Annotated in this window: 15 protein-coding genes; 7 read left to right on the plus strand and 8 right to left on the minus strand. The window is 67.3% G+C overall.

What is annotated here, in order from left to right; genetic code table 11:
* On the minus strand, positions 1-470 hold a 470-nt coding region (locus B3098_RS01845; protein ID WP_286890386.1), incomplete at its 3' end, for a PaaI family thioesterase.
* Positions 471-474: 4 nt separating this feature from the next.
* Positions 475-1,275 (minus strand): IclR family transcriptional regulator, encoded by an 801-nt coding sequence (locus tag B3098_RS01850; RefSeq protein WP_175137867.1) that lies wholly within the window; start codon positions 1,273-1,275, stop codon positions 475-477.
* 169 nt (positions 1,276-1,444) lie between these two features.
* Between B3098_RS01850 and B3098_RS01855 the strand changes: the two genes are divergently transcribed.
* Genes B3098_RS01855 through B3098_RS01870 form a run of 4 tightly spaced genes read left to right on the plus strand, consistent with a single transcriptional unit; the run spans position 1,445 to position 6,492 of the window.
* A complete protein-coding gene (locus B3098_RS01855; RefSeq protein ID WP_286890389.1) occupies positions 1,445-3,070 on the plus strand; it encodes an acyl-CoA synthetase in 1,626 nt (541 codons plus the stop codon).
* Positions 3,064-4,209 (plus strand): FAS1-like dehydratase domain-containing protein, encoded by a 1,146-nt coding sequence (locus B3098_RS01860; protein WP_175122412.1) that lies wholly within the window; start codon positions 3,064-3,066, stop codon positions 4,207-4,209. The genes B3098_RS01855 and B3098_RS01860 overlap by 7 nt, the downstream gene beginning before the upstream one ends.
* A gap of 30 nt (positions 4,210-4,239) precedes the next feature.
* The gene (locus B3098_RS01865) at positions 4,240-5,484 is read left to right on the plus strand and encodes a CaiB/BaiF CoA transferase family protein (RefSeq protein ID WP_286890392.1); all 1,245 of its coding nucleotides are present in this window, start codon (positions 4,240-4,242) and stop codon (positions 5,482-5,484) included.
* Between the two features lie 42 nt (positions 5,485-5,526).
* Complete coding sequence (locus tag B3098_RS01870) at positions 5,527-6,492, plus strand: Bug family tripartite tricarboxylate transporter substrate binding protein (RefSeq protein ID WP_175184727.1); 966 nt, start codon at positions 5,527-5,529, stop codon at positions 6,490-6,492.
* Between the two features lie 94 nt (positions 6,493-6,586).
* Here B3098_RS01870 and B3098_RS01875 read toward each other — a convergent pair whose 3' ends face one another.
* The gene (locus B3098_RS01875) at positions 6,587-8,005 is read right to left on the minus strand and encodes an MFS transporter (protein WP_286890393.1); all 1,419 of its coding nucleotides are present in this window, start codon (positions 8,003-8,005) and stop codon (positions 6,587-6,589) included.
* Positions 8,006-8,149: 144 nt separating this feature from the next.
* Between B3098_RS01875 and B3098_RS01880 the strand changes: the two genes are divergently transcribed.
* Positions 8,150-9,052, plus strand: a complete 903-nt coding sequence (locus B3098_RS01880) for a LysR family transcriptional regulator (RefSeq protein WP_286890395.1) — start codon at positions 8,150-8,152, stop codon at positions 9,050-9,052.
* A 53-nt stretch (positions 9,053-9,105) separates the two neighbouring features.
* Here the strand turns inward: B3098_RS01880 and B3098_RS01885 are convergent, their stop codons facing one another.
* From B3098_RS01885 to B3098_RS01895, 3 genes are all read right to left on the minus strand, one after another.
* Complete coding sequence (locus tag B3098_RS01885) at positions 9,106-10,620, minus strand: argininosuccinate lyase (RefSeq protein ID WP_286890397.1); 1,515 nt, start codon at positions 10,618-10,620, stop codon at positions 9,106-9,108.
* 177 nt (positions 10,621-10,797) lie between these two features.
* Positions 10,798-13,239, minus strand: a complete 2,442-nt coding sequence (locus tag B3098_RS01890) for an autotransporter domain-containing protein (RefSeq protein ID WP_286890399.1) — start codon at positions 13,237-13,239, stop codon at positions 10,798-10,800.
* A 304-nt stretch (positions 13,240-13,543) separates the two neighbouring features.
* Positions 13,544-15,583, minus strand: a complete 2,040-nt coding sequence (locus B3098_RS01895; RefSeq protein WP_286890401.1) for a sensor histidine kinase — start codon at positions 15,581-15,583, stop codon at positions 13,544-13,546.
* 78 nt (positions 15,584-15,661) lie between these two features.
* On the opposite strand from B3098_RS01895, the gene B3098_RS01900 reads away from it, so the two are divergent.
* On the plus strand, positions 15,662-16,360 hold the full coding sequence (locus B3098_RS01900; protein ID WP_175184733.1) for a response regulator transcription factor: 699 nt from the start codon (positions 15,662-15,664) through the stop codon (positions 16,358-16,360).
* 3 nt (positions 16,361-16,363) lie between these two features.
* On the opposite strand, the gene B3098_RS01905 is transcribed toward B3098_RS01900, so the two are convergent.
* Positions 16,364-17,440, minus strand: a complete 1,077-nt coding sequence (locus B3098_RS01905; RefSeq protein ID WP_286890404.1) for a sensor histidine kinase — start codon at positions 17,438-17,440, stop codon at positions 16,364-16,366.
* 77 nt (positions 17,441-17,517) lie between these two features.
* Here B3098_RS01905 and B3098_RS01910 point away from each other — a divergent pair, with 77 nt between their 5' ends.
* Complete coding sequence (locus B3098_RS01910; protein ID WP_286890406.1) at positions 17,518-18,198, plus strand: LytR/AlgR family response regulator transcription factor; 681 nt, start codon at positions 17,518-17,520, stop codon at positions 18,196-18,198.
* Between the two features lie 22 nt (positions 18,199-18,220).
* Here B3098_RS01910 and B3098_RS01915 read toward each other — a convergent pair.
* Positions 18,221-22,880 (minus strand): autotransporter outer membrane beta-barrel domain-containing protein (locus tag B3098_RS01915; RefSeq protein WP_286890408.1); only part of this gene is annotated, 4,660 nt, incomplete at its 5' end.

Consider the following 22,880-nt stretch of genomic DNA (forward strand, 5'->3'; position numbering starts at 1 on the left):
CCCCCGGCCGCGGGCCCCCCCGCCGCAGATTCTCCCCCCGTTTTCCGGGGCGGGCCGACCTGCTTGAGCACGGCAACCGCCGTCGCGACGACCTCCCCGTCCGCGCTCAATTCCCCCTGCATGAACACCAGCGACGACGTGGCCCGCGCCACGCGGCCGCGCACTTGCAGAAACTGTCCTTCGCGCGCCGCCGCCAGAAAATGCGTGTCCAGTTGCACGGTCACGCAGGCGCGCCGGCCCAGCGCTTCCCACGCAATCGCGCTGATGCCGTGGTCCAGCAGCGCAGTCAGCAATCCGCCATGCACCACACCTGCGGGATTCAGATGGTCGGCGGTGGTCAACAGGCCATAAGCCCAACCATCGTCCTCCTTGCGCACCCACAACGGACCGATCAGGCCCGCAAACCCGGGCAGCGCGCGTTTGCGCCAACCGGGAGGAACGGCGGAATCGTCGGCCGAATGCGTGTCCATGGGTCTAGCTCCTGGCCGCCATCAGTTGCGACAACGCGCGCGCCTCGCCCTGCAGTTCCGCCGCCAGCGATTCCACGCGCGCCGCATCGAGTTGTTCGGCCAGCCCCGCAGCCACCAACGCATGCGTCAGCCGCTGATGACTGTCGAACACCGGCACCGCGATCACGACGACGCCGTTGATGTAGTTGTTGCGGTCCACGCTGTAGCCCTGCCGCCGCACGGCGTCAACGTCGGCCTTCCACGCCGCGAACTCGGGCGCCTGATCCCAGCGCAGGGCCTTGAAGCGCCGCTCCAGCTCCTTCTCGGACAGATCCGCAAACGCGGCGACCAACCGGCCCGTTGCGCTGATCAGCGCCGGAAAGCGGCTTCCCACGTCCACATGCAGGCGGAACGGCGCGTTGGACCGTGACAGCGCCAACACCACCATGTGATCGCTGCCGGACACCTCGACGCCGATCGCGGTGACGCTGGCCGCGTTGGCGATGCGATCCAGCACGGGCTGCGCCAGCGCGGGGAACGGGTTGCTTTCGATCACGCTGCGCGCCAGCGTCAGCATGCCTACGCCCAGGCTGTACCGCTTGGCGCCGGGGTCGACCTTCACCAGCCCTTCTTCCACCAGGACGCGAAGAATGTGCAGGCACGTGCTGGTCACCATGCCCAATTCCTGCGAGATGGCCTTCAGCGTCATGGGCTCGCCGCCCCGGCCCAGAAGGCGCAGGATCGCGATCGATCGCGTCACGGCCGGCACAGGCCGCACGCGCGGGCCGCCGGCGCTGGCAATTTCCGGGGTACCGGTTTCACTCATCGGGTTCTCCATTTTTATTGCGGCAAGCATACCGTGCGGCGCCCCACTCGCGGGCCCGACTCCATGCCATTCGAATTGTCTATATACAATCAATAAACGTCATTGACAATTTATTCGGCGGCGCGCATAGTGGGTTCCACAGGTTGCCGACCCACACAGGTACGACGAAATGACGAAGCTGACCGATACCCTTTCCTACGCGGACGCCCAGGCGCTCTGCTCCTCGGACAAGCTCTGGGAGCTGTTCGATGGCAACCGCGAACACATGAACATCGCGCACGAATGCATCGACCGGCATGCGAACAAGGCCGAGCCGGCGATCATCCTGGTGCGCGCCGCCGGCGGGGACGAGACCTACTCGTTCCGCCAGATCGCCGAGGAATCCTCGCGTTTCGCGCACTACCTGGTTGAGCAGGGCATCCGCGCCGGCGACCGCGTCGCCGTCATGCTGGAACCGTCGCTGCCGTTCTACGTGGCCATGTTCGGCGCTATGAAAATGGGCGCCATCGCCGTGCCGCTCTTCACGCTGTTCGGCCCCGACGGCATCCGGTTGCGCGTGCAGGACTGCCAGCCGCGCATGCTGGTGACCAACGCCGAAAAGGCCCCGCTTGCCGCCGGCGGCGAGGACATGCGCGTGGTCATCGCCGACGACGCCTTTCTCGGCACACTGGCCGCCTACCCGCCCCATTACGAATGCCGCACGCGCGCCGACGATCTGGCCATCTTCCAGTACACGTCGGGCACGACGCGCGAGCTGCCCGACGCCGTCAAGCACACGCACCGCGCCCTGGTCACGCTGATGCTGGCCGCGCTGTACGGCACCGGCATCCGGCCCGGCGACCGCTACATGTGCCCGTCGTCGCCCGCCTGGGGACACGGCCTGTGGCACGGCACGCTGGCGCCGCTGGCGCTGGGCGTCACCATCGGCGCGTATGCCGGCAAGTTCAATGCCGAACGCCTGCTGCAGGCCTTGCAGGACCACCGTTTCACCAACATCTCCGCCGCCGCCACCCACTACCGGATGATGCGCAACAGCGGCGCGGCCGGACGCTACCGCTATCACCTGGACAAGGTGTCCTTCACCGGCGAGCCCATCGATAGTGAAACGGCCGCCTTCGTCGAAGCCACCTTCGGCCGGCCCGTCTGCAGCATGTACGGCACGACGGAAATCGGCGTCTGCCTGGTCAACTATCCCGGCGCGCCGGACTTCACGGTCAAGGCCGGCTCGCTGGGCAAACCCGTACCGGGCTTGCGCGTCGAAGTGCAGGACGCGAACGGCCAGCCCTGCGCGCCCGGCGAAACCGGCGAGCTCAAGCTGTGGCGCCGCGACGCGTGGGTCGCCACCAAGGATCTCGGGCGCGTGGACGAAGACGGCTACTTCTGGCATGGGGGCCGCGCCGACGACGTCATCATCTCGGCCGGCTGGACCATGAGCGCCGTCGAGATCGAAGACGCCATCCTCAAGCACCGCGACGTAACGGAGGCCGCCGCCATCGGCGTGCCCGACCCGCTGCGCGGCCAGGTCGTCAAGGCCTTCGTGGTGTCGGCGCGCCCCGGCGACGACGCCTTCGTGCAGGAAATCCAGGACGCGGTGCGCAGCCGCCTGGCGCAGCACGAGTATCCGCGGCAGGTCGTGTTTGTGGCTGAATTGCCCAAGACGCCCGCCGGAAAGATCCATCGCAGGAAATTGCGGGAGCAAGAGCTTGCGACCGCCGACACCACGCCCGCCGGCGCCGCCCACGCCAAGGGCTACCCGGCACAGGCCACCTCTCAAACCCAGGAGACATCATGCTGACCCAGACCAAGACCGAACGCAGCTTTCCCAAGATCACCGAACGCGGGCTGGACGAGCTGCGCGAACGCATCGGCGTGAAAATCGGCGCCACCGCCGAGCCGTGGTGCTATGAAGCCACGCGCGACAACATCCGCCATTACGCTCACGGCATCGGCGACGACAACCCGCTGTGGTCGGACCCGGAGTACGCAGCCAAGACCCAGCACGGCGGCATCATCGCGCTGCCCAGCTTCCTGTTTGCCACCAGCCGCATCGTGTCCGGCTACGTGGGCGGGCTGCCCGGCGTACACGCCATGTGGTCGGGCGCGGACTGGACCTGGCACAAGACGGTCAAGCGCAACGACATCATTTCCACCGAAGCGCACCTGAAGAACCTGATCGAACACCAGACCCGCTTTGCCGGCCGCGCCGTGCAGCAGATCTATCACGTGGACTTCTTCAACCAGGACGGCGACAAGGTCGCCGAGGCCGACAGCTGGTGCTTCCGCACCGAACGCGACCATGCGCGCGAACAGGGCAGCAAATACGCGGAAGTCCGCGCCCGCGAACCGCGCCGCTACAGCCCCGAGGAAATCAAGGAAGCCTACAAGCTCTACGCCCAGGAAGAAGTGCGCGGCGCCACGCCCCGCTACTGGGAAGACGTGAAGGAAGGCGAAGAACTGCCCGTGATGTTCAAGGGGCCGATGACGGTCACCGGCTTCATTGCCTTCGCGCAGGGCTGGGGCGGCCTGTACATCCGGGCCAACAAGCTGGCGTGGCAGCTCATCGACGCGCATCCGGGCGTGGGCATCACCAACCGCTTCGGCATTCCCGATGTGCCCGAGCGCGTCCACTGGGAAGAAGACTTCGCGCTGGAAGTCGGCGCGCCCGGCGCCTACGACTACGGTCCCGAGCGCAACTCTTGGCTGACCCATCACCTCACCAACTGGATGGGCGACGCCGGGTTCCTGCGCAAGTCGACGTGCAAGATCCGCCGCCACAACCCCGAGGGCGACATGCTGTTCTTCAAGGGCAAGGTGGTGCGCAAGTACGTGGAAGACGGCCGTCACCTGGTCGAGATCGAACAGGAAGCGCGCAACCAGGACGACGAGCTTTCCGTCCTGGGTACCGGTGTGGTCGAATTGCCTACCCGCGCCTGACCGGCGGCAACCCCCAAGACGAGGTGGGCGATGTCTGATTCATCGGAACATGCTGCACCAAGCCCCGAGGCCCGTCCGCGGGGCGCGCTGGACGGCCTGCGCGTCATCGACCTGTCGCGCGTCCTGGCCGGCCCGCTGTGCACGCAGATGCTGGCGGACCAGGGCGCGGACGTCATCAAGGTCGAGCCGCCCGGCGGCGACGAAACGCGCACGCTGGGCCCGCCGGTCAACGCCGACGGCGACGCCGCCTACTTCACCGCCGTCAACCGCGGCAAGCGCGCCATCGGGCTGGACCTGTCCAAGCCCGCCGGCCGCGACGTGCTGCTGGCGTTGCTGGCCGACGCCGACGTCCTGATCGATAACTTCATCCCCGGCACGATGGCCAAGTGGGGCCTGGACTACGAGGCGGACCTGAAACCCCGCTTTCCCCAGCTCATCCACTGCGCCATCACAGGCTTCGGCGAAGACGGGCCGCTGGGCGGCCTGCCCGGCTACGACGCGGTGCTGCAGGCCATGTGCGGCCTGATGAGCATCAACGGCGAGCCCGCCGGCGGACCGACCCGCGTCGGCGTGCCCATCGTTGACCACCTGACCGGCTACACCGCGCAGTCCGGCATCCTGCTGGCGCTTTACCACCGGGCGCGCACGGGCCTTGGCCAGCGGGTCGAGGTCACCCTGTTCGACACCGCGCTCAGCCTGCTGGTGCCGCATGCCGCCAACTGGATGCACACCGCCCAGACGCCGGGCCTCCTGGGCAGCGCGCATCCCAACATCGCGCCGTATGACCGCTACGCCTGCCGCGATGGCGAGATCTTCCTGGGCGTCGTCAACGACCGCCAGTTCCGCCGCTTCTGCGACTACGCGGGCCTGCCATCGTTGCCGGACGATCCGCGCTTTGCCACCAACCGGGCGCGGCTGTCGCACCGCGACGCGTTGCGGGACGCCATTGAAAGCGCCCTGGCGACGCGTGCGCGCGATGCGCTGTGCGCGGAACTGATGAAGCTTGGCGTACCGGCTGGGCCGGTCAACAGCGTGCCCGAAGCCTTTGCGCAGGCGCACACCGCGCATCGCGGCATGCGCGTCGATCGCGATGGCTATCACGGCATCGGTCCCGCAGTCCGGCTGTCGCAAGCGCCCGCGCGCGTGGACCGGCTGCCGCCCGCCTATGCACAGCACACCGTCGAAGTCCTCCGCGAGGCCGGCTTCGGCGATTCACAGATCGCGGCGTTGCAGGAACAGGGCATCCTGCCGCGATGGCCGCCTCCCAAGCCCTAGCCGCAATCCGATGCAGCCATATATAAAAACGAGGAGACCACCATGAAGACCTTACGCCTGATCGCCGCGCTAGCGGCGCCGCTGCTGTTCGCGCAGCCCGCCGCGGCCGCCGACAGCTACCCCTCCAAACCCGTCAAGATCATCGTCCCCTACCAGGCCGGCCAGGGCACCGACGTCGCCGCCCGATATCTGGCCGAATACCTGGCCCGCGACCTGGGCCAACCCTTCATCGTGGAGAACCGCCCCGGCGCGGGCGGCAACATCGGCGCGTCCGAAGCCGCGCGCGCCGCGCCCGACGGCTACACGCTGCTGATGGGCACCAACGGCACGCACGTGCTGAACCAGTACATGTACGCGTCCACCAACTTCGATCCGGAAAAGGACTTCGCGCCCGTCATGCTGGTCAGTTCGTTTCCCATGGTGCTGCTGACGACGCCGTCCTCGCCCTACGCCAGTCTGGCCGACCTGCGCAACAGCGCCAAGGCCAAGCCCGACAGCGTCAACGTCGGCATGCCCAGCACCACCGCGCGCCTTGTGTACGAACTGCTCAAGCAGCAGGGCGTCAACAGCGTTCGCGGCATTCCCTACAAGGGCTCGGCCACCGCCACGACGGACCTCTTGGGCGGCCAGGTGCAGGTTGGCATCGACACCGTCAGCGCCGCGCGCTCGTTCATCACCAGCGGCAAGCTGCGCCCGCTGGCCGTGACGTCGTTGAAGGAGTCGGCCCTGCTGCCCGGCGTGCCGTCGGTGGCGGGACAGGGGCTGGATGGGTTCCAGGTGATCGCGTGGAACGGCCTGTATGCGCCGAAGGGCACGCCGCCGGCGGCGATCAAGCGATTGAACGAGGACCTGGCCAAGATCCTGGCGCGGCCGGAAGTGAAGCAGAAGCTGCTGGATCTGGGGCATGAACCGGGCGGCGGCACGCCCGAGGAACTGGCCGCGTTTGCACGCAGCGAACGGCAGAAGTGGCAGCCGCTGATCGTGCAGGCGGGGTTGAAGGCGGAGTGACTTCGGCGTAACCGTCAGCGTTGAGCGGCAACGCGGCGCAGGCCGTTCCACTGCGCCGCGGTTGCGACCGGCAACCTCATTAGCCAAAGCCGCCTTACGACCGGCCCGCAGCAAGCCTCAACCCGCCAACCGCCACCGCGGCCATCGCCAGCGCGCACAACGCGGCGGCCATCACGAACGTCGCGTGCAACCCGGCCGCCAGTTGAGCGGGCGCGGCATCAACCAGCGCCGTCGCCCCGGCGCCCACGGCAAACACCACGCCCATCGCCGACGCACCGGTAATCAATCCCAAGTTGCGAGACAGGTTCAACATGCCAGACACGGCGCCGCGATCGTTGATGCCCGCCCCGGCCATGACAGCGGTGTTGTTGGCTGCCTGAAACAGCGCATAACCGGCCGTCAGCACGCCCAACGCGACAACGTATCCCGTCACTCCGAACGCTTCCGACGCCACGGGCAGCATCGCCGATGCGCCCGTCATTGTCATCAGCGCGGCGAGCGTCATAGGCCGGGCGCCATACCGGTCCACGCTGCGGCCGGCAGGCAAGCCCGCCAGGGCAGCAACGAGCGGGCCGCAAGACATCGCCATTCCGACGCGCATCGCGTCCAGCCCCAAAGCCCCTGCCAGAAAAAACGGCCCAACCACCAAGGTGGCCATCATCACCGTCGCGACCAGCGCGTTGGCCGCGAAGCCGCCCGCCAGCACGGGACTGGCCATCATCGCCGGCCGCACCAGCGGGTTTGCCGTCCGCGACTGCACCCACGCAAACAGACCCGCGCCGCCCGCCGTCGCCGCAAGCAGAACACCGTTGATCTTGCCGAAGCTGCCGCGTCCGAGCGTCATGGACAGCGCGTAGACCGCCAGCGTCAGCGACAGCAGCACGCTGCCCAGCCAATCAAAACGCATCTTCCGCGCCGCAGCGCGTTGCGACTCGCGGGGCAGATGCCGCCATGCCAGCCAGAACGCCAGCAGACCGAGCGGCAGATTGACGAGAAAGATCGCCCGCCATCCCGGACCCGCGATCAGCGCGCCGCCCAGCGTCGGCCCGAGTGCGGTGCCGGCCGCCGACATCGTGCCCAACAGACCCATGGCGCTGCCCGCCCTTCCCTTCTGCGTTGCCTCACTGGCAAAGGCCATGGCCAGCGTCATCAGCACGGCCGCGCCCAGGCCCTGCGCGGCGCGCGCGGCCACCAGAGTCCACAGTCCGGGCGCGGCTGCGCACGTCACGGAGGCGACCGTAAACCAGGCGATCCCGGCCAGCATCAGGCGCCGCCGGCCGATCAGGTCGCCCAGCCGTCCAGCGCTGACCACGGCGGTCGTGATGGCCAGCAGGTAGGCCAGCACCACCCATTGCACCGACTGAAACGACGCGCCGAATGCGTGGGCGAACGCGGGCAGGCCCACGTTGGCGATGCTGGTGCCCAGGGACGCCAGCAGCATCGACAGGGACAGGCAGGCCAATAGCGAGAGGCGGGAGGAGGATGACGATACGGGCGAAGCGGCGAGCGACATGATGGCGACGTGCAAAGGGGAAATGGAATCCCAGCGTATGCCTCTCCCATGCCTGGCGGAAGACGCACCATTTGCAGCAAATACCTGCATGTGACGCCATGCCAAATACCGGCGCGTTTTTCGCCGGCGTGCTACGTTTGCCGCATGTCCGCGCCCGACCTCAACCTTCTCATCACCCTGGATGCGCTGCTCTCCGAGGGCAGCGTGGCCGGCGCCGCCCGGCGTCTGCGCCTGAGTCCTTCCGCCATGAGCCGCGCGTTGGCGCGGCTGCGCGACACCACGGGCGATCCGCTGCTGGTGCGCGCCGGACGTGGTCTGGTTCCAACGCCCCGGGCGCTGGCGCTGCGCGAGCAGGTCGGCGGGCTGGTCAGGGATGCGCAAGCCGTGCTGCGTCCCTCGCAAGACCTTGATCCTGCATCGCTCGTTCGCACCTTCACGCTGCGCGTCACTGATGGCTTCGTAGAAAACTTTGGCGCGCGTCTGCTCGCGCTGATTGACGGCGAAGCGCCGGGGGTGCGGTTGCGCTTCATGCAGAAACTGGACAAGGACAGCGCGCCGCTGCGCGAAGGCGCTGTGGACCTGGAAACCGGGGTCGTGGGCGAGTCGGCCAGTCCTGAACTGCGCACGCGCGCGCTGTTTCAGGATCGGTACATCGGCGTCATGCGCGCCACCCATCCGCTGGCGCGCGGCAACGTCACGCTGACGCGTTACCTGGCGGCGCGCCACATTCTGATATCGCGCCGCGGACGGGAATCAGGCCCCATGGATGAAACCCTGGCGCAGGCCGGCCGCGCGCGCCAGATCGCCACGATTGCGGGCAGCTATTCAACGGCGCTGGCGCTGGTCCGCGAAACCGACATGATCGCCACGGTGCCCGAACGGCACACCGCCATGATGCGCGAGGGCATGCGCAGCTTTGCGCTGCCGTTCGCGATGGCGCCCTTTACGGTGTCGATGCTGTGGCACCCGCGAATGGACGGCGATGCCGCCCATCGCTGGCTGCGCGGCATCGTGCTTCAGGCTTGCGGGACGGGCGCTCTCCGATAGTTCCACCCAGCGAGGAGCGCGCCGGCGGCGCGCACAAATTTCGCCGGCGGGCGTTATTGCTTGGGCGCGCTGGCCACCAGTGCGTCGAACTGCTTGTCCAGTTCCGCCAGCGAATCGCGGATATGCGCGCGGCGCGCCTTGATCCACTTGTCCTGCGCGGCCAGCTGTTCGCGCGCGGCCTGGATCATGCGGTCCATTTCCTTGGGCTGCGGACCGCCGATGGTGGCGCGGTTCTTCACGATGGCCACGGGATCCAGCGTCGAACGGAACTCGGCCTCGCTCATCGGCAGGTCGGTGCCGTACTTCGAGTCCTTCATCGCATCGGCATAGATGCGGCGCGCCTGTTCATACGGAAAATCCAGCGGCTTGATGTTGTTCGCCTTGGCGTACGACACGACCTCGGACGCAAAGTGATGGCCCGCACGGAACGGCAGCTTGTACTTGTGCATCAGCACGTCCGCCAGCTCCTGCGAGGCCGTCCAGTCGCTGTTCAGCTCTTCCAGCGCACGGTCGGGGCTGATGACCATGGCCTTGAGCACGCGATCCCAGCGCTTGAGCGCCGAAATGCCGCTATCGACCATCGCGGAATTCTGCTTCACGTCCTTGGGATCGCTCATGCCCGGCGTGATGTTGTGCGTCTGCAGGACCGGCCCCATCGCCAAGGTCACTGCGGTGGATGCGTCGCTGCGCGTGTCGTTGAGCAGGCCCGGATTGCGCTTTTGCGGCATGGCGCTGGACACGTACGTGTTGCCGCCCCCTTCTTCCAGCAGGATCCACGGGCGCGACTGGGCGTATTGGGTCATGACGTCCTCGACGAAATTACCCGTGCGCAGCGCAATGCTGGTGACGATGGAGGCGACCTCGACGGGCTGGTCCATGGACGAGATCTGCGAGGCATCGTAGGCATTGTCGACCAGCGCCTCGAAGCCCAGGTATTGCGCCATGCGCTGGCGGTCCAGCGGCCAGCTCGTGCCGTTCAGCACGGTGGTGCCCATGGGCGACCGGTCGATGCGGACGTAGGCTTCGCGGATGCGTTGCGCGTCCCGCGCCAGACCCGCGGCCTGACCCAGCAGATAGTGTCCGTAACTGTTGGGCTGCGCGGCCACGCCGTTGGTGTAGTTGGGCACGATGGTGCCCGCGTGCTTGGCCGCCAGCTCCACCAGCGTGGTGGACGTGGCGTTCAACTGATCCGCCAGATCCAGCAGCTTGTCGCGCAGGATGGCGCTGCGATAGGTGGCGTGCATGTCCTGGCTGGAACGGCCGGCGTGCAGCAGGGTGATGTCTTCGCCCGCGGCCTTGATCAGCAGCGGTTCAAAGGTGATGACGGTGGCCGGCCGTTTGGCGCCGGGCTGGTTGCCGTCGTGGATGACTTTTGCCACGCCAGCCGCCAGGCGTGGCGCCATGGACTTGTCGAGCAGCCCTTCGTCGGCGTTGATGACCGTGGTGGCCTTGTTGATTTCTCCCAACCAGAAGAAGGGGTCGCGCGGCGGAGATTGCTGCGCGGTGGCCGCATTGCCGGCCAGCGTTAGCACCAGGGCGGCGCCCAGGGTGGGAAGAAACTGTCTCATGGCGTTCTCGTTATAGGGGTGACCGGACAGTGTATCGGAGCGCGTTTTCGCCGGACACCCGGTATTGCACGGAGGCGCGGGAGCCTGACAACGGGCTAAACGAAACTGAACCGACCACGCAAAAAAAAGCCGGCCTCCGAAGAGGCCGGCCTTTCGCATCCGCCGAGACGGAATGCCTTAGAAGCGCCAGCTCACGTTGACGGTGCCGGTGTTCTGACGGTTGCCGTCGCCGAACTGACCCGAGTAAGCCAGGCCCAGCGTGGCGTTCTTGCTCATTGCCAGGTCCACGCCCACTTCCATCACAGCCGCGTCACGCGCCAGCGGGTTGCCCGCCACGGTGAACGGCTGGCTGCCGTCGAACGACATCGTGGCTTCCGGATTGACGTCGCCGTAGGCATGGCGCCAGCCCAGCATGCCGCGCAGACGGCCCGCGGTGTCCTTCACGTCAAACGTGGTCTGCGCGCGCAGGCCCAGCGTGGTGGTGCCCACGTTGTTGGTGCTGCTGCGACCGCTCAGCGCGGCGTCACCGCCCGACTCCGAGAAGCCGCGGGTGCGCAGGTCGCTGAAGTCGGCGCCGAAGAACGGTTCCAGCGTGACACGGTCGTTCAGCGGGATCGCGTAGCCGACGTCGGTGAAGACCTGGCCGGTGCTGGCGCTGTAGTCAGCCTTCAGTTCCTGGTACTGGCCTGCCGCGTTGATGTTGCGCTTGCTGTCGATGTCATGCCACGTGTAGGCCAGGCCAGCGGTGAAGTTGATCTTGCCCGAGCCGGCTTCGAACGACTTGCCGCCGTACAGGATCGCGCTGTAGCTGTTCACGTCGGACTTGGCCGAACGGTCGTCCACGGTGATGCGGCTGTCGGTGTAACCGAACGCGCCGCCCAGGCGCCAACCGTTGCCCACGCCGTGGTCGCCGCCGACGAAGATGCCGACATCACGTTCACGGGACTTGGCCACGTTGCCGTTGCCGTCCATCGAGCGCCAGTTGCCGAAGGCCTGCGCCCACAGCGGCTGCGCATTCGAACGCGGCAGCATGGAGGCGTCGCCGCGGCCGACTTGCGCCGTGGGCGGGCCGGGGATGAAGCCGGCGTTCATGTTGGCGCGCAGTTGTGCCGTGGGCAGGCTGGCGACGTTATTGCTGACGTTCTGCATCGCCGACACGCTGCTGCCGAACGATTCGCCCGACAGATCGGCGAACACGCCGGCCGGGGCGCCTTCGGGCAGGTTCAGGACGCGCGTGTACAGCGAGCTGTTCTTCGGCAGGCTTTGCACCGCATTCGCGGCCGAGCGCTGGTTGCCGGTCACGGCCAGATCGGCGAATTCGATCGGACGGGTGCCGCTGTCGGTGTTGCCACCGTTATTGCCGGTGTTGCCGCCGTTGTCGACGGGCTTGCCCGGAATCGGCTTGCTGTCCGGCTCGGTCGGCACCTGCTTCATGTCCAGCGTGAGCACGATCTGGTTGCCTTGCTGGTCCAGCGAGGGTTGCAGATAGGCGAGGTCGCTGGACAGGCTGTCGAAGTGGCCGTTGATGGTGGTGGCCGACAGGATGGTGTAGGCCGTCGAGGCGGCGTACGTGCCGCCCGAACCGATGTGCACGACGGAACCGGCCAGGTTGGCCGTGCCGTTAACCTTCACGAGGTCGCTCTTGCCATCAGCCGTGGCGTCGACCCGATACGTCGAGCCAGGTTTGAAGGTGAGATCGCCCTCCACCGTAATGGTGCCAATCTGCGGCGACGGGGGGATAACACCCACCGACCCTCCCGGCGGGAAAATGATGCCGCCCGACATATTGTTCGACTTCACCGACGCGCTGGGCGACAGCGTCGCATCCTTTTCCAATGTGGTCGGACCCACTTCACCAGTCCCAGCAAGGGTGCCGCTGACCGACAACAGGCCTTTCACCACGTTGTTGTTGAGTGACAGCGTCTTGCCCGGCGCGACGTTGATCTGGCCAACGCTGATCTTGGAGGTTGCGCCGAAATCACCGTTGACGTTCAGGACGGAGGTAAGGCCGGTAATAGCGCCAGTAACGTCGCCGCCCTCCATATTCAGGACGGACGAACCCAGGTTCACATTTCCGGCGATCGTACCGGTATTGGTAATGATCATCGGAGCAGCAGCATTGCTGACGTCCAGCGCGACGTCGTCCGAGTTGCGCTCAATCGTGCCGGCATTCTTGATCCCGCCGAGGACCGTGCCGCCGTTCACAACAATGGCGGACTGAATTAGGCCATTGTTGATGATGCTTCCTTCGATCTTGCTGCCGCCAAGGACTTCCAGGCCCACACCGGTACTGTAGCTGCCCGAGATGCGATGCTCGTTCACGATGTCGCCCGTAATCAGAGCGCCATTCGTAAGGCTGATCGCACGAGTTCCAGTCAGTTGGCGCCCGGCGTTGTTGATGATTGAGCCCTGAACCGTGGACGAGTCCACGTGAATGCCGTTGTTGCCGCCCGGCGCAGGCCACAGGGTGCCATCGTTGACGATGTTGCCTTGCAACGTCGAATTATTGAGCACACTGATGGAGGTGTAATTGCCGGTGTTGACGACATCGCCCCGAAGCGGCAGGTTATCCTGAATGTAATCGCTCCCTACCGCGGCAAACGCAGTAGGCGCGCTCAAAGGCGAAAAGCTCAGGCTAAGCAAAACGGCAATGCGGGTAAGCGGGAAGCGGCGAGACATTTTGTAGTGACCATGTAAATTTCGTGCCTGAAATGTACCGATCATTGCAAAACGGAATCTGAGCGAATCTGAGCGGATTGTAAGACCCGAGAATCCTGCGCCTCATATCGCCACAATTAGCCAGAAAGTTGGGCGCTTTTCCGGTTTTTGAAGCAATATCTTCCACCCATATGCGGAAACAAACAGATGCTTTTACGCAACAATTTGCCCCGTGCTCAAGGGCAAATCGTAGTCTTCCTCGCTCTTAGGCCGCCTCTGACTGCGGCAACTTGAGGCAAAAGCACACCGGCTCCACACCGCCCGCCGATTCCAGCACCACGGATCCGCCCAGCCGCTCCGCAATCGAACTCACCAGATACAAGCCCAGCCCCGCGCCCGGATGACGCATGGCGTTGTGTCCCCGGTAGTACTTCTGGAACAACCGCTCCTGCTCCGCGAGGGGGATGCTGCTGCCCGGATTCGCCACAGCGATGCGCAGCATGTCGCCGTCCTCGCGCACCGCCACGCTTACCGTCCCCCCGTCCTCACAATGCCGGTCCGCATTGGCCAGCAGGTTGCGCAGCGCGATCCGCAACATGCCCGCGTCGCAATTCAGAATCTGGATGCCGGTTTCATACATGATGTGCACCCGCCCCGGCGGATACTCGCTCGCCAGGTCCTGCAGCAGCGCCGGCAGATCGCACCGGGTCATGCGCAGCTCGGCGCGCGGTTCACGCATGCGGTCATCGGTCAGGTATTCGTCCACCAGCGCCAGCAGGCGCGTGGCCGCATTGCGGATGTTGGCGCACCGCGCCAGGCTTTTCTCCAGCGGCGCAGCCAGGTTGCGACCAAGCTGCTGCGCCGACGTCGTGATGATCGCCAGCGGCGTGCGGAATTCGTGCGACACCATCGCCACGAAGTCGCGCTGCTCCGTGTACATCTGCCGTTCCTTTTCCAGCGACGTGCGCAGCTCGCCCTCCAGCGCGACGCGGCGTTCGATCTCGCCTTGCATTTCGGCCGTGCGCAGCGCGACTTCGCGTTCCAGCCAGTGGCTGTGCTGGCGTGCCAGATCGGCCGCCAGGTTCGCCTGTTGCAATTCGCGGACGCGGCGGCGGCGTTCGTAACGGCCAACAATGAACAGACTGAGCAGCAGCATGTGCAGCATCGTGCCCAGCGTGGAAACGTATTCGGTGAAGGCGTTGACCGGAAACACCCCGAGGTTGCGCAGGAAAGCGATCAGCACGCCCAGGTAGAACACCCCGAACGCCAACGCGAAAAAGCGCGCCGGCCGCCAGCCGCGCTTGAGCAGATAAGCCGCCAGCGTGGTGAAGCCCACGATCACCAGCAGCGCCAGCGCCTGAATCGGCTGCATGCCGGCCCCGTAGTGCCCCGTCACGATCAGCGCGGAGCAGATCGCGGCGATGCCCCAGAACAGCCAGTCCAGCCAGCGCACGGCGCGCGGATATAAAGCTTCCAGGTTCAACTGGCGGAACGCGACACGCAGCGCCACCGGCAGGCTGACGGCGATGCCAACGCCCAGCAGCCTATCGCTCCAGGCTACCGGCAGGCCGGTCAACTGTTGCACCAGCCCCAGCGACAGCACCTCGTTGAAGACACAATTGCCGATGTAGGCCAGGAACAGTCCGCTCATCGGCGCACGCGTGACCAGCCAGAACGCCGCGTGCGCGCAGATCAGCAGCAGATAGAAGCCGAAGTACAGCCCGAACAGCAGGCCCTCGCGGCGCGACTGGTTGTCGAACGCCAGCCGCTGCCAGACTTCCAGCCGCGTCGCCATGGCGTTCTTGCTTTGCAGCCGCACCAGGATGATGTACTCGCCCGGCTTGGACGGATTGAACTGGATCACGGGACTGCGATAGTCCACGGGCCATTTGCGCCGCGCCAGATCCTCGCCGCTGCGTCCCAGCATCGTCCAGCCGCCGCCATGGCCCACGTAGATGCGCGCGTCATCCAGCAGTGCGTTGGTCAGCCGCAGCATCCAGCCGCCGTGCATGACCTTATCGACCTGCACGGGCAGGCGCAGCCAGATCGTCGCGGGCGTGAAGCCGGCGCTCAGGCTGCCAGGCAGCGGCGTCCAGCCGTTCGCGCTGGCGGCATTTCCCACGTCGAGCTCGCCATCGGGATCGATCAGGCGCTCAAGATGCCCGGCCGCGTCCTGGACGCTATGGAAGCCATCCAGGCGCAGCGGCTCGGCGCGCGCCGGTGCGGCCGCGGCCAGCAGGCCCGCGAACAGGCAGGCCAGCAGCGTCAGCCACAGCGTGGCCCTGGAGTAACATTCCCGTTTCATCAATCGCAATCTACGCAGCATTTCCGTGCAACCCGGCAGATTACACCAGCCCCTCACGCTGCATTCCGCGGGCGCCTCATGCCTGAAGTGATCCTGCTCGAAGATGAACCCGTGCTGCGTCAGGAGCTCGGCGAATTCCTCGAAGAGCTGGGATACGCCCCCTCGTGCGTGTCCAGCCTGCAGGAATTCGACCAGCGTTTCGACCCCGCCCGCCATCATCTGGCCGTCATCGACATCGGTCTTCCGGATGGCTGCGGCCTGGACCTGATCCAGCGCCTGCGCCAGGAAGGCCAGCAAGTGGGCATCGTGGTGTTCAGCGCGCGACAGACCGGTCCTGACCGGATTTCGGGCCTGGGCATGGGCGCCGACCACTATCTGGGTAAGGGTTGCGACCTCGACGAACTGGCTGCAACGCTGGCCGCGCTGGTGCGCCGGCTGGGGCTGCCTCAGCCGGGCCGGGATCAGGCGCCTTTGAGCTGGCTGCTTGAAATCGGCCCCCGCCGCCTGCACATTCCTGGCGCGGCGGCCATGCCGCTGTCGCAGCAGGACCTGACCGTGCTGCATTGCCTGATGAGCCAGCCCGGCGAAAACATCAGCCGCCGGCAGATCGTCGAAGCCCTCGGCGCCGATTACCTCGACTACGACCAACGCCGGCTCGATACGCAGATGCGCCGGCTGCGCCGCCGCGTCGAAGCCCTGAGCGGCCAGACGCTGCCCGTCAAGACACTGCGCAGCAGCGGCTACTGCTTCTATCAGGCTGCAAAGGTCAAGGACTGACACCTACAGCGGCACGGGCTCGCCCCTGAGGCGAATCTGCGCAACGGTCTGGTCGCCGCGCTGGTCCAGCGAGAACTCGTACCGGTCGGGATACCGCAGCGCGAGTCGCCGGCACAGGTTGCCCAGTCCGCCATTGCTTTCCACCCGGTCGAAGGGCGCCTGCAGCTCGCCCGGATTGTTGACCTCGATGACGAGCGCGTCGCCCTGCAGTCGCGTGCGGATGTAGATCGTGAACCGGTCGTGGTCGCCGCGCATGCCGTGCTTGATGGCGTTTTCGGCAAGCCCCTGCAGCGTCATGTGCGGGATGGGGATCTTCAGCGTAGCCGGGTCGATCTGGCAACGGCACTCCAGTTTTCGTTCGAAGCGCAGCGCCTGGATGCGGATGTAGGCTTGCGCCGCCTCGATGTCCTCCTCAAGCCGGCACAGCCCGCGCCCCCGCCGGTCGAGCGAATAGCGCAGGTACTCGGCTAGCCGTCTGGTCATCTCCTCGGCCACCGCAGGGCGCTCGGCGATCTCCGCGACGATGGTGTTGAGCGCGTTGAAGAGAAAGTGCGGCTCGACCTGCAATTGCAGGTGTTCCAGCTCCAGCTTCAGCGACCGGGTCTCGGCCCTCATCTTCTGCATGCGTTCGGTGCGTGCGGCAAGCTCCGCGGACACGCCGAAGTAGATAAGCGTCCAGATGGACAAAATGCCCATGTAGTAGATGAAGCCCAGCCAGTATTGATTGCCGGGGATGTCGCGGATGCCGGAAAGAAACAGATGATTGATCGCGTAGGCAATACCGGCCAGCAGTGCGGACGCGGTCACGCAGAGCAGCACCGCGCACGCCAGCACCAGGACAGGTTCGCGGGGCCGGGCCGGCAAGCGTCCGTGCAAGAGCGCCGCCACGCTGGTCAGGCCGTACGCCAGAGGTTCCAGCGCGACCGTCAGCCAGAACGCCGCGACCGCATTACCGAAGACCGCGAGACGGATGAAATAGCCCACGACGGCCAGGAAGATCCACCCTACCAGCTGGGCGCGCCAGAAGCCCGACGCGGATTCACCCCGGCTCAGTTCTTGTCCGATCGCTGTCGTTGTCATGGATGCGCTGCCTGATTTCTGCCCGCGGATTGGACCGAAAAGAATACACTCGCCCTACCCTGCTGCCCGAGAAAACCATGCTCCGTGTGCTGATCATCGACGATGAAGCCCCGGCGCGGCGCTATCTGCGCCGGCTGCTCGAAGCCGCCCCCGCCGTGCACGTCGCGGGCGAGGCGGACTCGCTCGACCTGGCGCGCCGCTTGATCCGCGAGCACAGTCCTGACGCGCTCTTTCTGGATATCGAACTGGCCAGCGGCACGGGGTTCGATCTGCTGGAAGGCCAGGACAATGCCGCATCCGTGGTGTTCGTGACCGCGCATGACGGCTACGCCGCCCGCGCCTTCGACGTCGAAGCAGTGGACTATCTGCTCAAGCCCGTGTCGCCCGAACGCCTGACGCAGACGCTGGCGCGGCTGCGCCCCCGCGCCAACGGCCACCTCGCCATGCGAACCCGCACGGGCACGCGGCTCCTCAGGCTGCAGGACCTGACGCTGGCGCAGGCGCAGGGCGATTACGTGCGGCTGTGCAGCGGCGTTCACGGCAATGAGCTGATGCACATCACGCTGAAGCGTCTGACCGCGCAACTGCCCTATCCGCCGTTCTTCGCGGTGTCCCGCTCGGTCATCATCAATCTCGAACATGTGTCGCATCTTGAGCAGCGGCCCGGCGCGCAGACCGAAGTGCACTTCAACAACGGCGTCGAATCCATCGCGCTGGGCCGCGTCGCGTCGCTGCGCCTGCGGCGGGCGCTGGCCTAGCCGCGCCCGCGCCGCGCGGTGATCAGAACGGCATCGACACTTTCAGCGCCGCGCTGTTGCTGCGCACGTGCTGAGAGAACTGGCCGTCGTATTGCAGCCGGAAGTCCACGGCGCCCGCCTTCATGACCTGGATGCCCGCCCCGACCCGCCCCACGACGTCGTCGATGGGCAGTACGGTGTCGAACGCCCCCATGCCGGCCGGTGCGCCGCGCAATCGTGCGCTGGCGGTCCAGTCGTCCTGCGACAGGAACGATGCCCCGGCATAGACAAAGGGCCGCAGCGTCGCACCGTTGTCCAGTTCGGCGCGGCCGCCAACCTCGATCATCGGCGAGACGCCCATGATGAACCTGTCGCTGCCGTCCACCGAAAGCGCAAGCGCGTTGTCGCTGGACTCGGTATAGCCGGGCATGCGGGTGTAGCTGAAGTCCAGGTCGACGTAAGGCTTGACGTACATGCTCTGGGTCGCGAAGGTCCAGGCGGCACGCAGCCGTGCATTGATTCCGTAGACATCGGGCCGGCTGGACAGGGTGTCCTGGTAACCCGCGATGCCGATGTTGCGATCCATACGGTAGCCACCATAGCCGCCGCCAAGCGCCGCCGACAACACCCACGGCCCCGTCTCGCGCTTGACCACCACGCCGGCATAGCCGCTGTCGCCGTTGCCGCTGACACTGCCGTCACCCGCGCGCACGCGGCTGTTCTCGTAGGCAAAGGATCCGCCGACGAACCAGCCCGGACTGACCTGGCGCTGGCCGCCGATCTGGTAAGTCACGGTGTCGTAGTCGAAGCCCGACGTGCCGCGGCTGCCATCCTGGTTGGTGGCGCGGCCGCTCACCTGACCCCAGACGCAATCCTGTTCACCCGTCAGCGCATCCGCGCCGGAGAAAGCGGGGCAGGACATCATCGCGCTCGTGAACTGGCCCAGGTTCGCGGCGGACTGCGCGGCGGGCGCCAGCGTCACGCCGGGCGAGAGGCTTGCGACGCTGTCGCGATACGAGCCCGCGCCTTGGCGCGAGGCCAGGTCGAGTTGCGCAAAAAGCGGCGCCAGCGCGGCATTGCCGCCGGCGTCCCAGATGCGCTGCAAATTGCCGGCCACCTCGCGCTGGTTTGACTTCAGCCCCATTGAAACCGCGTTGAAATCCGCCGACTCGACCCGGATGCTGGTCTGCGCCCCCGCCTGGCGGGTCTCGTAGTTGAACACCGGGCTGTCCACCGCCGCCACCGCGCCCTGCGTAAGGCCCTGCACTGTCAGCACGGTCAGCTCCCGGCCGGGCAACAACGCCTGCGGCAGCACGTCCACGGCGCCGGCCAGATCGGCGTCGCCCTGCACGACCATGTGCGATGACCGCAGCGCGTCGAAGTCCACGTCAGCGCGCAGCACGCCGCTGGCCGATTGGGTCAGGTCGCCGCTGACGGTCAGCGTCTGGAACTGGCCCGGCCGGCCGATCACGATGCGCCCGTCGTTGCGCACATGGGCGTCGTAGGCGGTGGCGTCGGTAGCCAGCGCGCCGGTCTGGTTGTGAAGCGAGCAGGCCGGGGCCAGGTTCGCGCTCTTGCACTGGATGTTGCCGGACAGCGTGCCGTAGTTGTTGATGTCCAGGATGGAACCCGCGGTCGTGTAATTCCGACCGTCATAGCGGACGGCCACGCCCGACAGCGCGCTCACCGAGCCGCCCGCGTTCACGGTCAGGTGATTCAGGAGGCCCGAACTGATCCACACGCCGCTGCCCGTGCCCGAGCCGCCTTGCACGTTGCCGTTGACGATGACGTCGGAGGTCCCCTGATAGACGGCAGCGTCGCTCTGCGCAAAGATGCCGGCCGCGCCGGCGCCGGATGCCTGCAGCGTGCCCGCCTGCGTGACCGCCACCACGCTCGCGTTGCCGCCCACCAGCGTGGAGCCCGCGAAGCCGCCCTGCGCGCCGCCTGCCAATCCGCCGCCCCCCCCGATGGACTGCGCCACGATGCCATGCGCATTGGCGCCGCTGACAAAGAGGTTGCCGTTGAACGACACGCTGACCGCATGGCCGTTGCCCGACTCGGCCGTGCTCGGGATCGATGGCCTCGCGAAGCCCGCGGGGGTGAACTGGATGGGTTGGGACACGTCGCCCACGATGCCGCCGCCGCCGCCGATCGACTGAGCGACGATCCCGTGCGCACCGGCGCCCCGCGTCGTCAGGTTTCCGCTCAGGTCCAGCACCACCTGCTGGCCGTCAGCGGCGTAGCCGGCGCCGCGCAGGCTGCCCAGCGCAATCGTGCCGCCGGCGCTCGACCCCTGCGCGGTGGCGATGCCGCCGCCCGCGCCGATGGATTGCGCCACGACGCCGATCGCCCGGTCGCCATAGGTGTTCAGGTCCAGGCCGGTGGACACATAAACCACGCCGCCGTCGCCAACGCCCGAGCTGTTGCCCGCGGTCACGCCGAACTGCTGGCTGCCGGGCCGGGCCGCGGACGTGGTGCTGCCCGCCATCGCAATACCGCCACCGCCCCCGATCGACTGCGCGACAAGGCCGTACGCGCTGTCGCCGCGCGTCTCGATGTTGGCCCAGCTGCCGCGCGTCACCGTCACGTCACCGCCGCTTCCGTTCGTGCCGCCCAGCGTCATCTGGCCACGCGCGGCGGGCGAACCGGAGCCCGCTGTGCCGCCCCCGCCTCCGATCGACTGAAGCAAGATGCCGGCCGCGCCGTAACCCGCGGTGTTGAAATTGTTGCCACCGTTGTCATTGAGCCAGGCGGTGATATCGCCGCCATCGCCACCATTGCCGCCGCGCCCGCCGACCGCCAGGGTCACGTTGGACGTGGACACGCTGGAAGACACCGCGGACGTGCCGCCCGCGCCGCCGCCCCCGCCAATGGATTGCAGCACCACGGCATCGGCGTAGTCGCCATAGGTCTGCGTGGACGCCCCCAGGACGGCCGGCGCCTGCGCGCTGCCGATGGCCCCGCCCGCGCCGCCCGCCCCGCCGCTGCCGCCCACATAGACGTCGAACCGGTATGTGGTGCCGGCATCGTCCACGGGCGACAGCGTCGATGACGCGCCGCTGTCGCCGCCCACCGCGCCGCCCAGGCCGCCCGAGCCGCCGATGCTCTGCGCGAGCAGGCCGTCCGCGTCGGCGCCCTGCGTGACGACGATGCCGTCGCTGTTCAAGGTAATCGCCCCGCCGTTGCCGCCTCCGCCACCGCCGCGTCCCACCTCGACCGAGGCGCCGACGTCGGTGCTGCCGTCTTCTTCCGACGCCTGCACCTGCAGGCCCACCTGGCCGCCCTGCGAGGCGCCGCCTCCGCCTCCGATGGACTGCACGAGCGCGCCGCGCGCGCCGTCGCCCTGCGTGCTGACTGAACTGCCCGCGTCGATGGACAGGCTCGCGGGGCCGCCGTTGCCACCCGCACTGCCGACGCCGCCCAACGCGATCGACAGCGACACGTTGGCATCGGTGTTGGCGCTGCGCCCCGTCGCGGAGCCCACGCCGCCCGCGCCTCCCCCGCCCCCGACGCTCTGCACCAGGATCGCGTTGGCGGAGTCGCCCGTCGTCGCGATGCTGCTGCCTTGCATGACAAGCGATGCAGCGCCGCCCGTGTTGCCGCCACCGCCGCTGCCGCCCAGCGCGGACTGCAGCGACCCGCCGACCGATTCGCCGGTGCCGATCACCGTCGACGTGGCGGACGCGCTGCCGCCGAGGCCGCCACCCCCGCCGACGGACTGCACGATCACACCCTGCGCGTTGGCGCCGTGCGTGTCGATGACCGCATTGTCCAGCGTGGCTGCGGCCGCCTCGCCGACGCCGCCGTTGCCGCCGGTGCCGCCAATCGCAAAACTGACGGCCACGCCAAACGAAGCCTGCGGGTTGGGCACGGCGATCGTCATGGCCTGCGCCACCGACGCGCCGCCGGCACCGCCGCCCCCACCGATTGATTGGACGATCACGCCGTGCGCGTCGCTCGCCCCCGTCGCGACCGTGGCGTTGGACACGTCGACCGAGGCCGTCCCGCCCGCGCCGCCGTCGCCACCCGTGCCGCCGACCGCGACGGCCATGGAGAATCCCGGCCCATCATCGTAGGCCGACGCCGCGCCGCCTGTGCCCCCGCCGCCACCGATGGACTGCGCCACGATGCCGTAGCTATGGTCGCCGCCGGTCTGGACCGAGAATCCCTCCAGGCTCGCGATCGCATAACCGCCCGCGCCCCCGCCCCCGGCCGTGCCTCCGATGACCGCCACGCCGTTGGCCGCCCCGCCGTCTCCCCCGCCGCCGCCGATGGACTGGGCGAGGATGCCGATGGCAGCCGAGCCGCTGGCGCTGACGATGCCGTTCTGGCTGACGCTGACGGAGCCCCCGTTCACCGCGGTGCCGCCGCCCCCGCCCAACGCCACGAGACCCGCGCTGGGCCCCGCCGTGCCGCCGCCCCCGCCGATGGCCTGCGCGACGATGCCGTGCGACGAGGTGCCAGATGTCGTGATCGTTGCCAGGCTGTCGATCTGGACGGAACCGCTCGCCCCGCCGTTGCCGGCATCGGCGCCCGCGTTGCCGAACATCTCGAAGTTGCCCGAGGTGGCGCCGCCGATGCCGCCCATCGATTGGGCCAGCATGCCGATCGAATAGTCGCCCTGTGTGCGGATCGTGCCGCCAGCAACGCCTCCTTGCGCATCACCGGCGTCGATGATCACCCGCCCGCCGGCGCCGCCCACG

Origin of the sequence: Achromobacter sp. UBA2119, assembly GCF_002331005.1 — a bacterium.
Lineage (GTDB): Bacteria > Pseudomonadota > Gammaproteobacteria > Burkholderiales > Burkholderiaceae_B > Achromobacter > Achromobacter animicus.

Coding starts and splice junctions, on each gene's coding strand:
- B3098_RS01850 (WP_175137867.1), bottom strand. CDS start 1,275: ATGAGTGAAACCGGTACCCCGGAAATTGCCAGCGCCGGCGGCCCGCGC.
- B3098_RS01855 (WP_286890389.1), top strand. CDS start 1,445: ATGACGAAGCTGACCGATACCCTTTCCTACGCGGACGCCCAGGCGCTC.
- B3098_RS01860 (WP_175122412.1), top strand. CDS start 3,064: ATGCTGACCCAGACCAAGACCGAACGCAGCTTTCCCAAGATCACCGAA.
- B3098_RS01865 (WP_286890392.1), top strand. CDS start 4,240: ATGTCTGATTCATCGGAACATGCTGCACCAAGCCCCGAGGCCCGTCCG.
- B3098_RS01870 (WP_175184727.1), top strand. CDS start 5,527: ATGAAGACCTTACGCCTGATCGCCGCGCTAGCGGCGCCGCTGCTGTTC.
- B3098_RS01875 (WP_286890393.1), bottom strand. CDS start 8,005: ATGTCGCTCGCCGCTTCGCCCGTATCGTCATCCTCCTCCCGCCTCTCG.
- B3098_RS01880 (WP_286890395.1), top strand. CDS start 8,150: ATGTCCGCGCCCGACCTCAACCTTCTCATCACCCTGGATGCGCTGCTC.
- B3098_RS01885 (WP_286890397.1), bottom strand. CDS start 10,620: ATGAGACAGTTTCTTCCCACCCTGGGCGCCGCCCTGGTGCTAACGCTG.
- B3098_RS01895 (WP_286890401.1), bottom strand. CDS start 15,583: ATGAAACGGGAATGTTACTCCAGGGCCACGCTGTGGCTGACGCTGCTG.
- B3098_RS01900 (WP_175184733.1), top strand. CDS start 15,662: ATGCCTGAAGTGATCCTGCTCGAAGATGAACCCGTGCTGCGTCAGGAG.
- B3098_RS01905 (WP_286890404.1), bottom strand. CDS start 17,440: ATGACAACGACAGCGATCGGACAAGAACTGAGCCGGGGTGAATCCGCG.
- B3098_RS01910 (WP_286890406.1), top strand. CDS start 17,518: ATGCTCCGTGTGCTGATCATCGACGATGAAGCCCCGGCGCGGCGCTAT.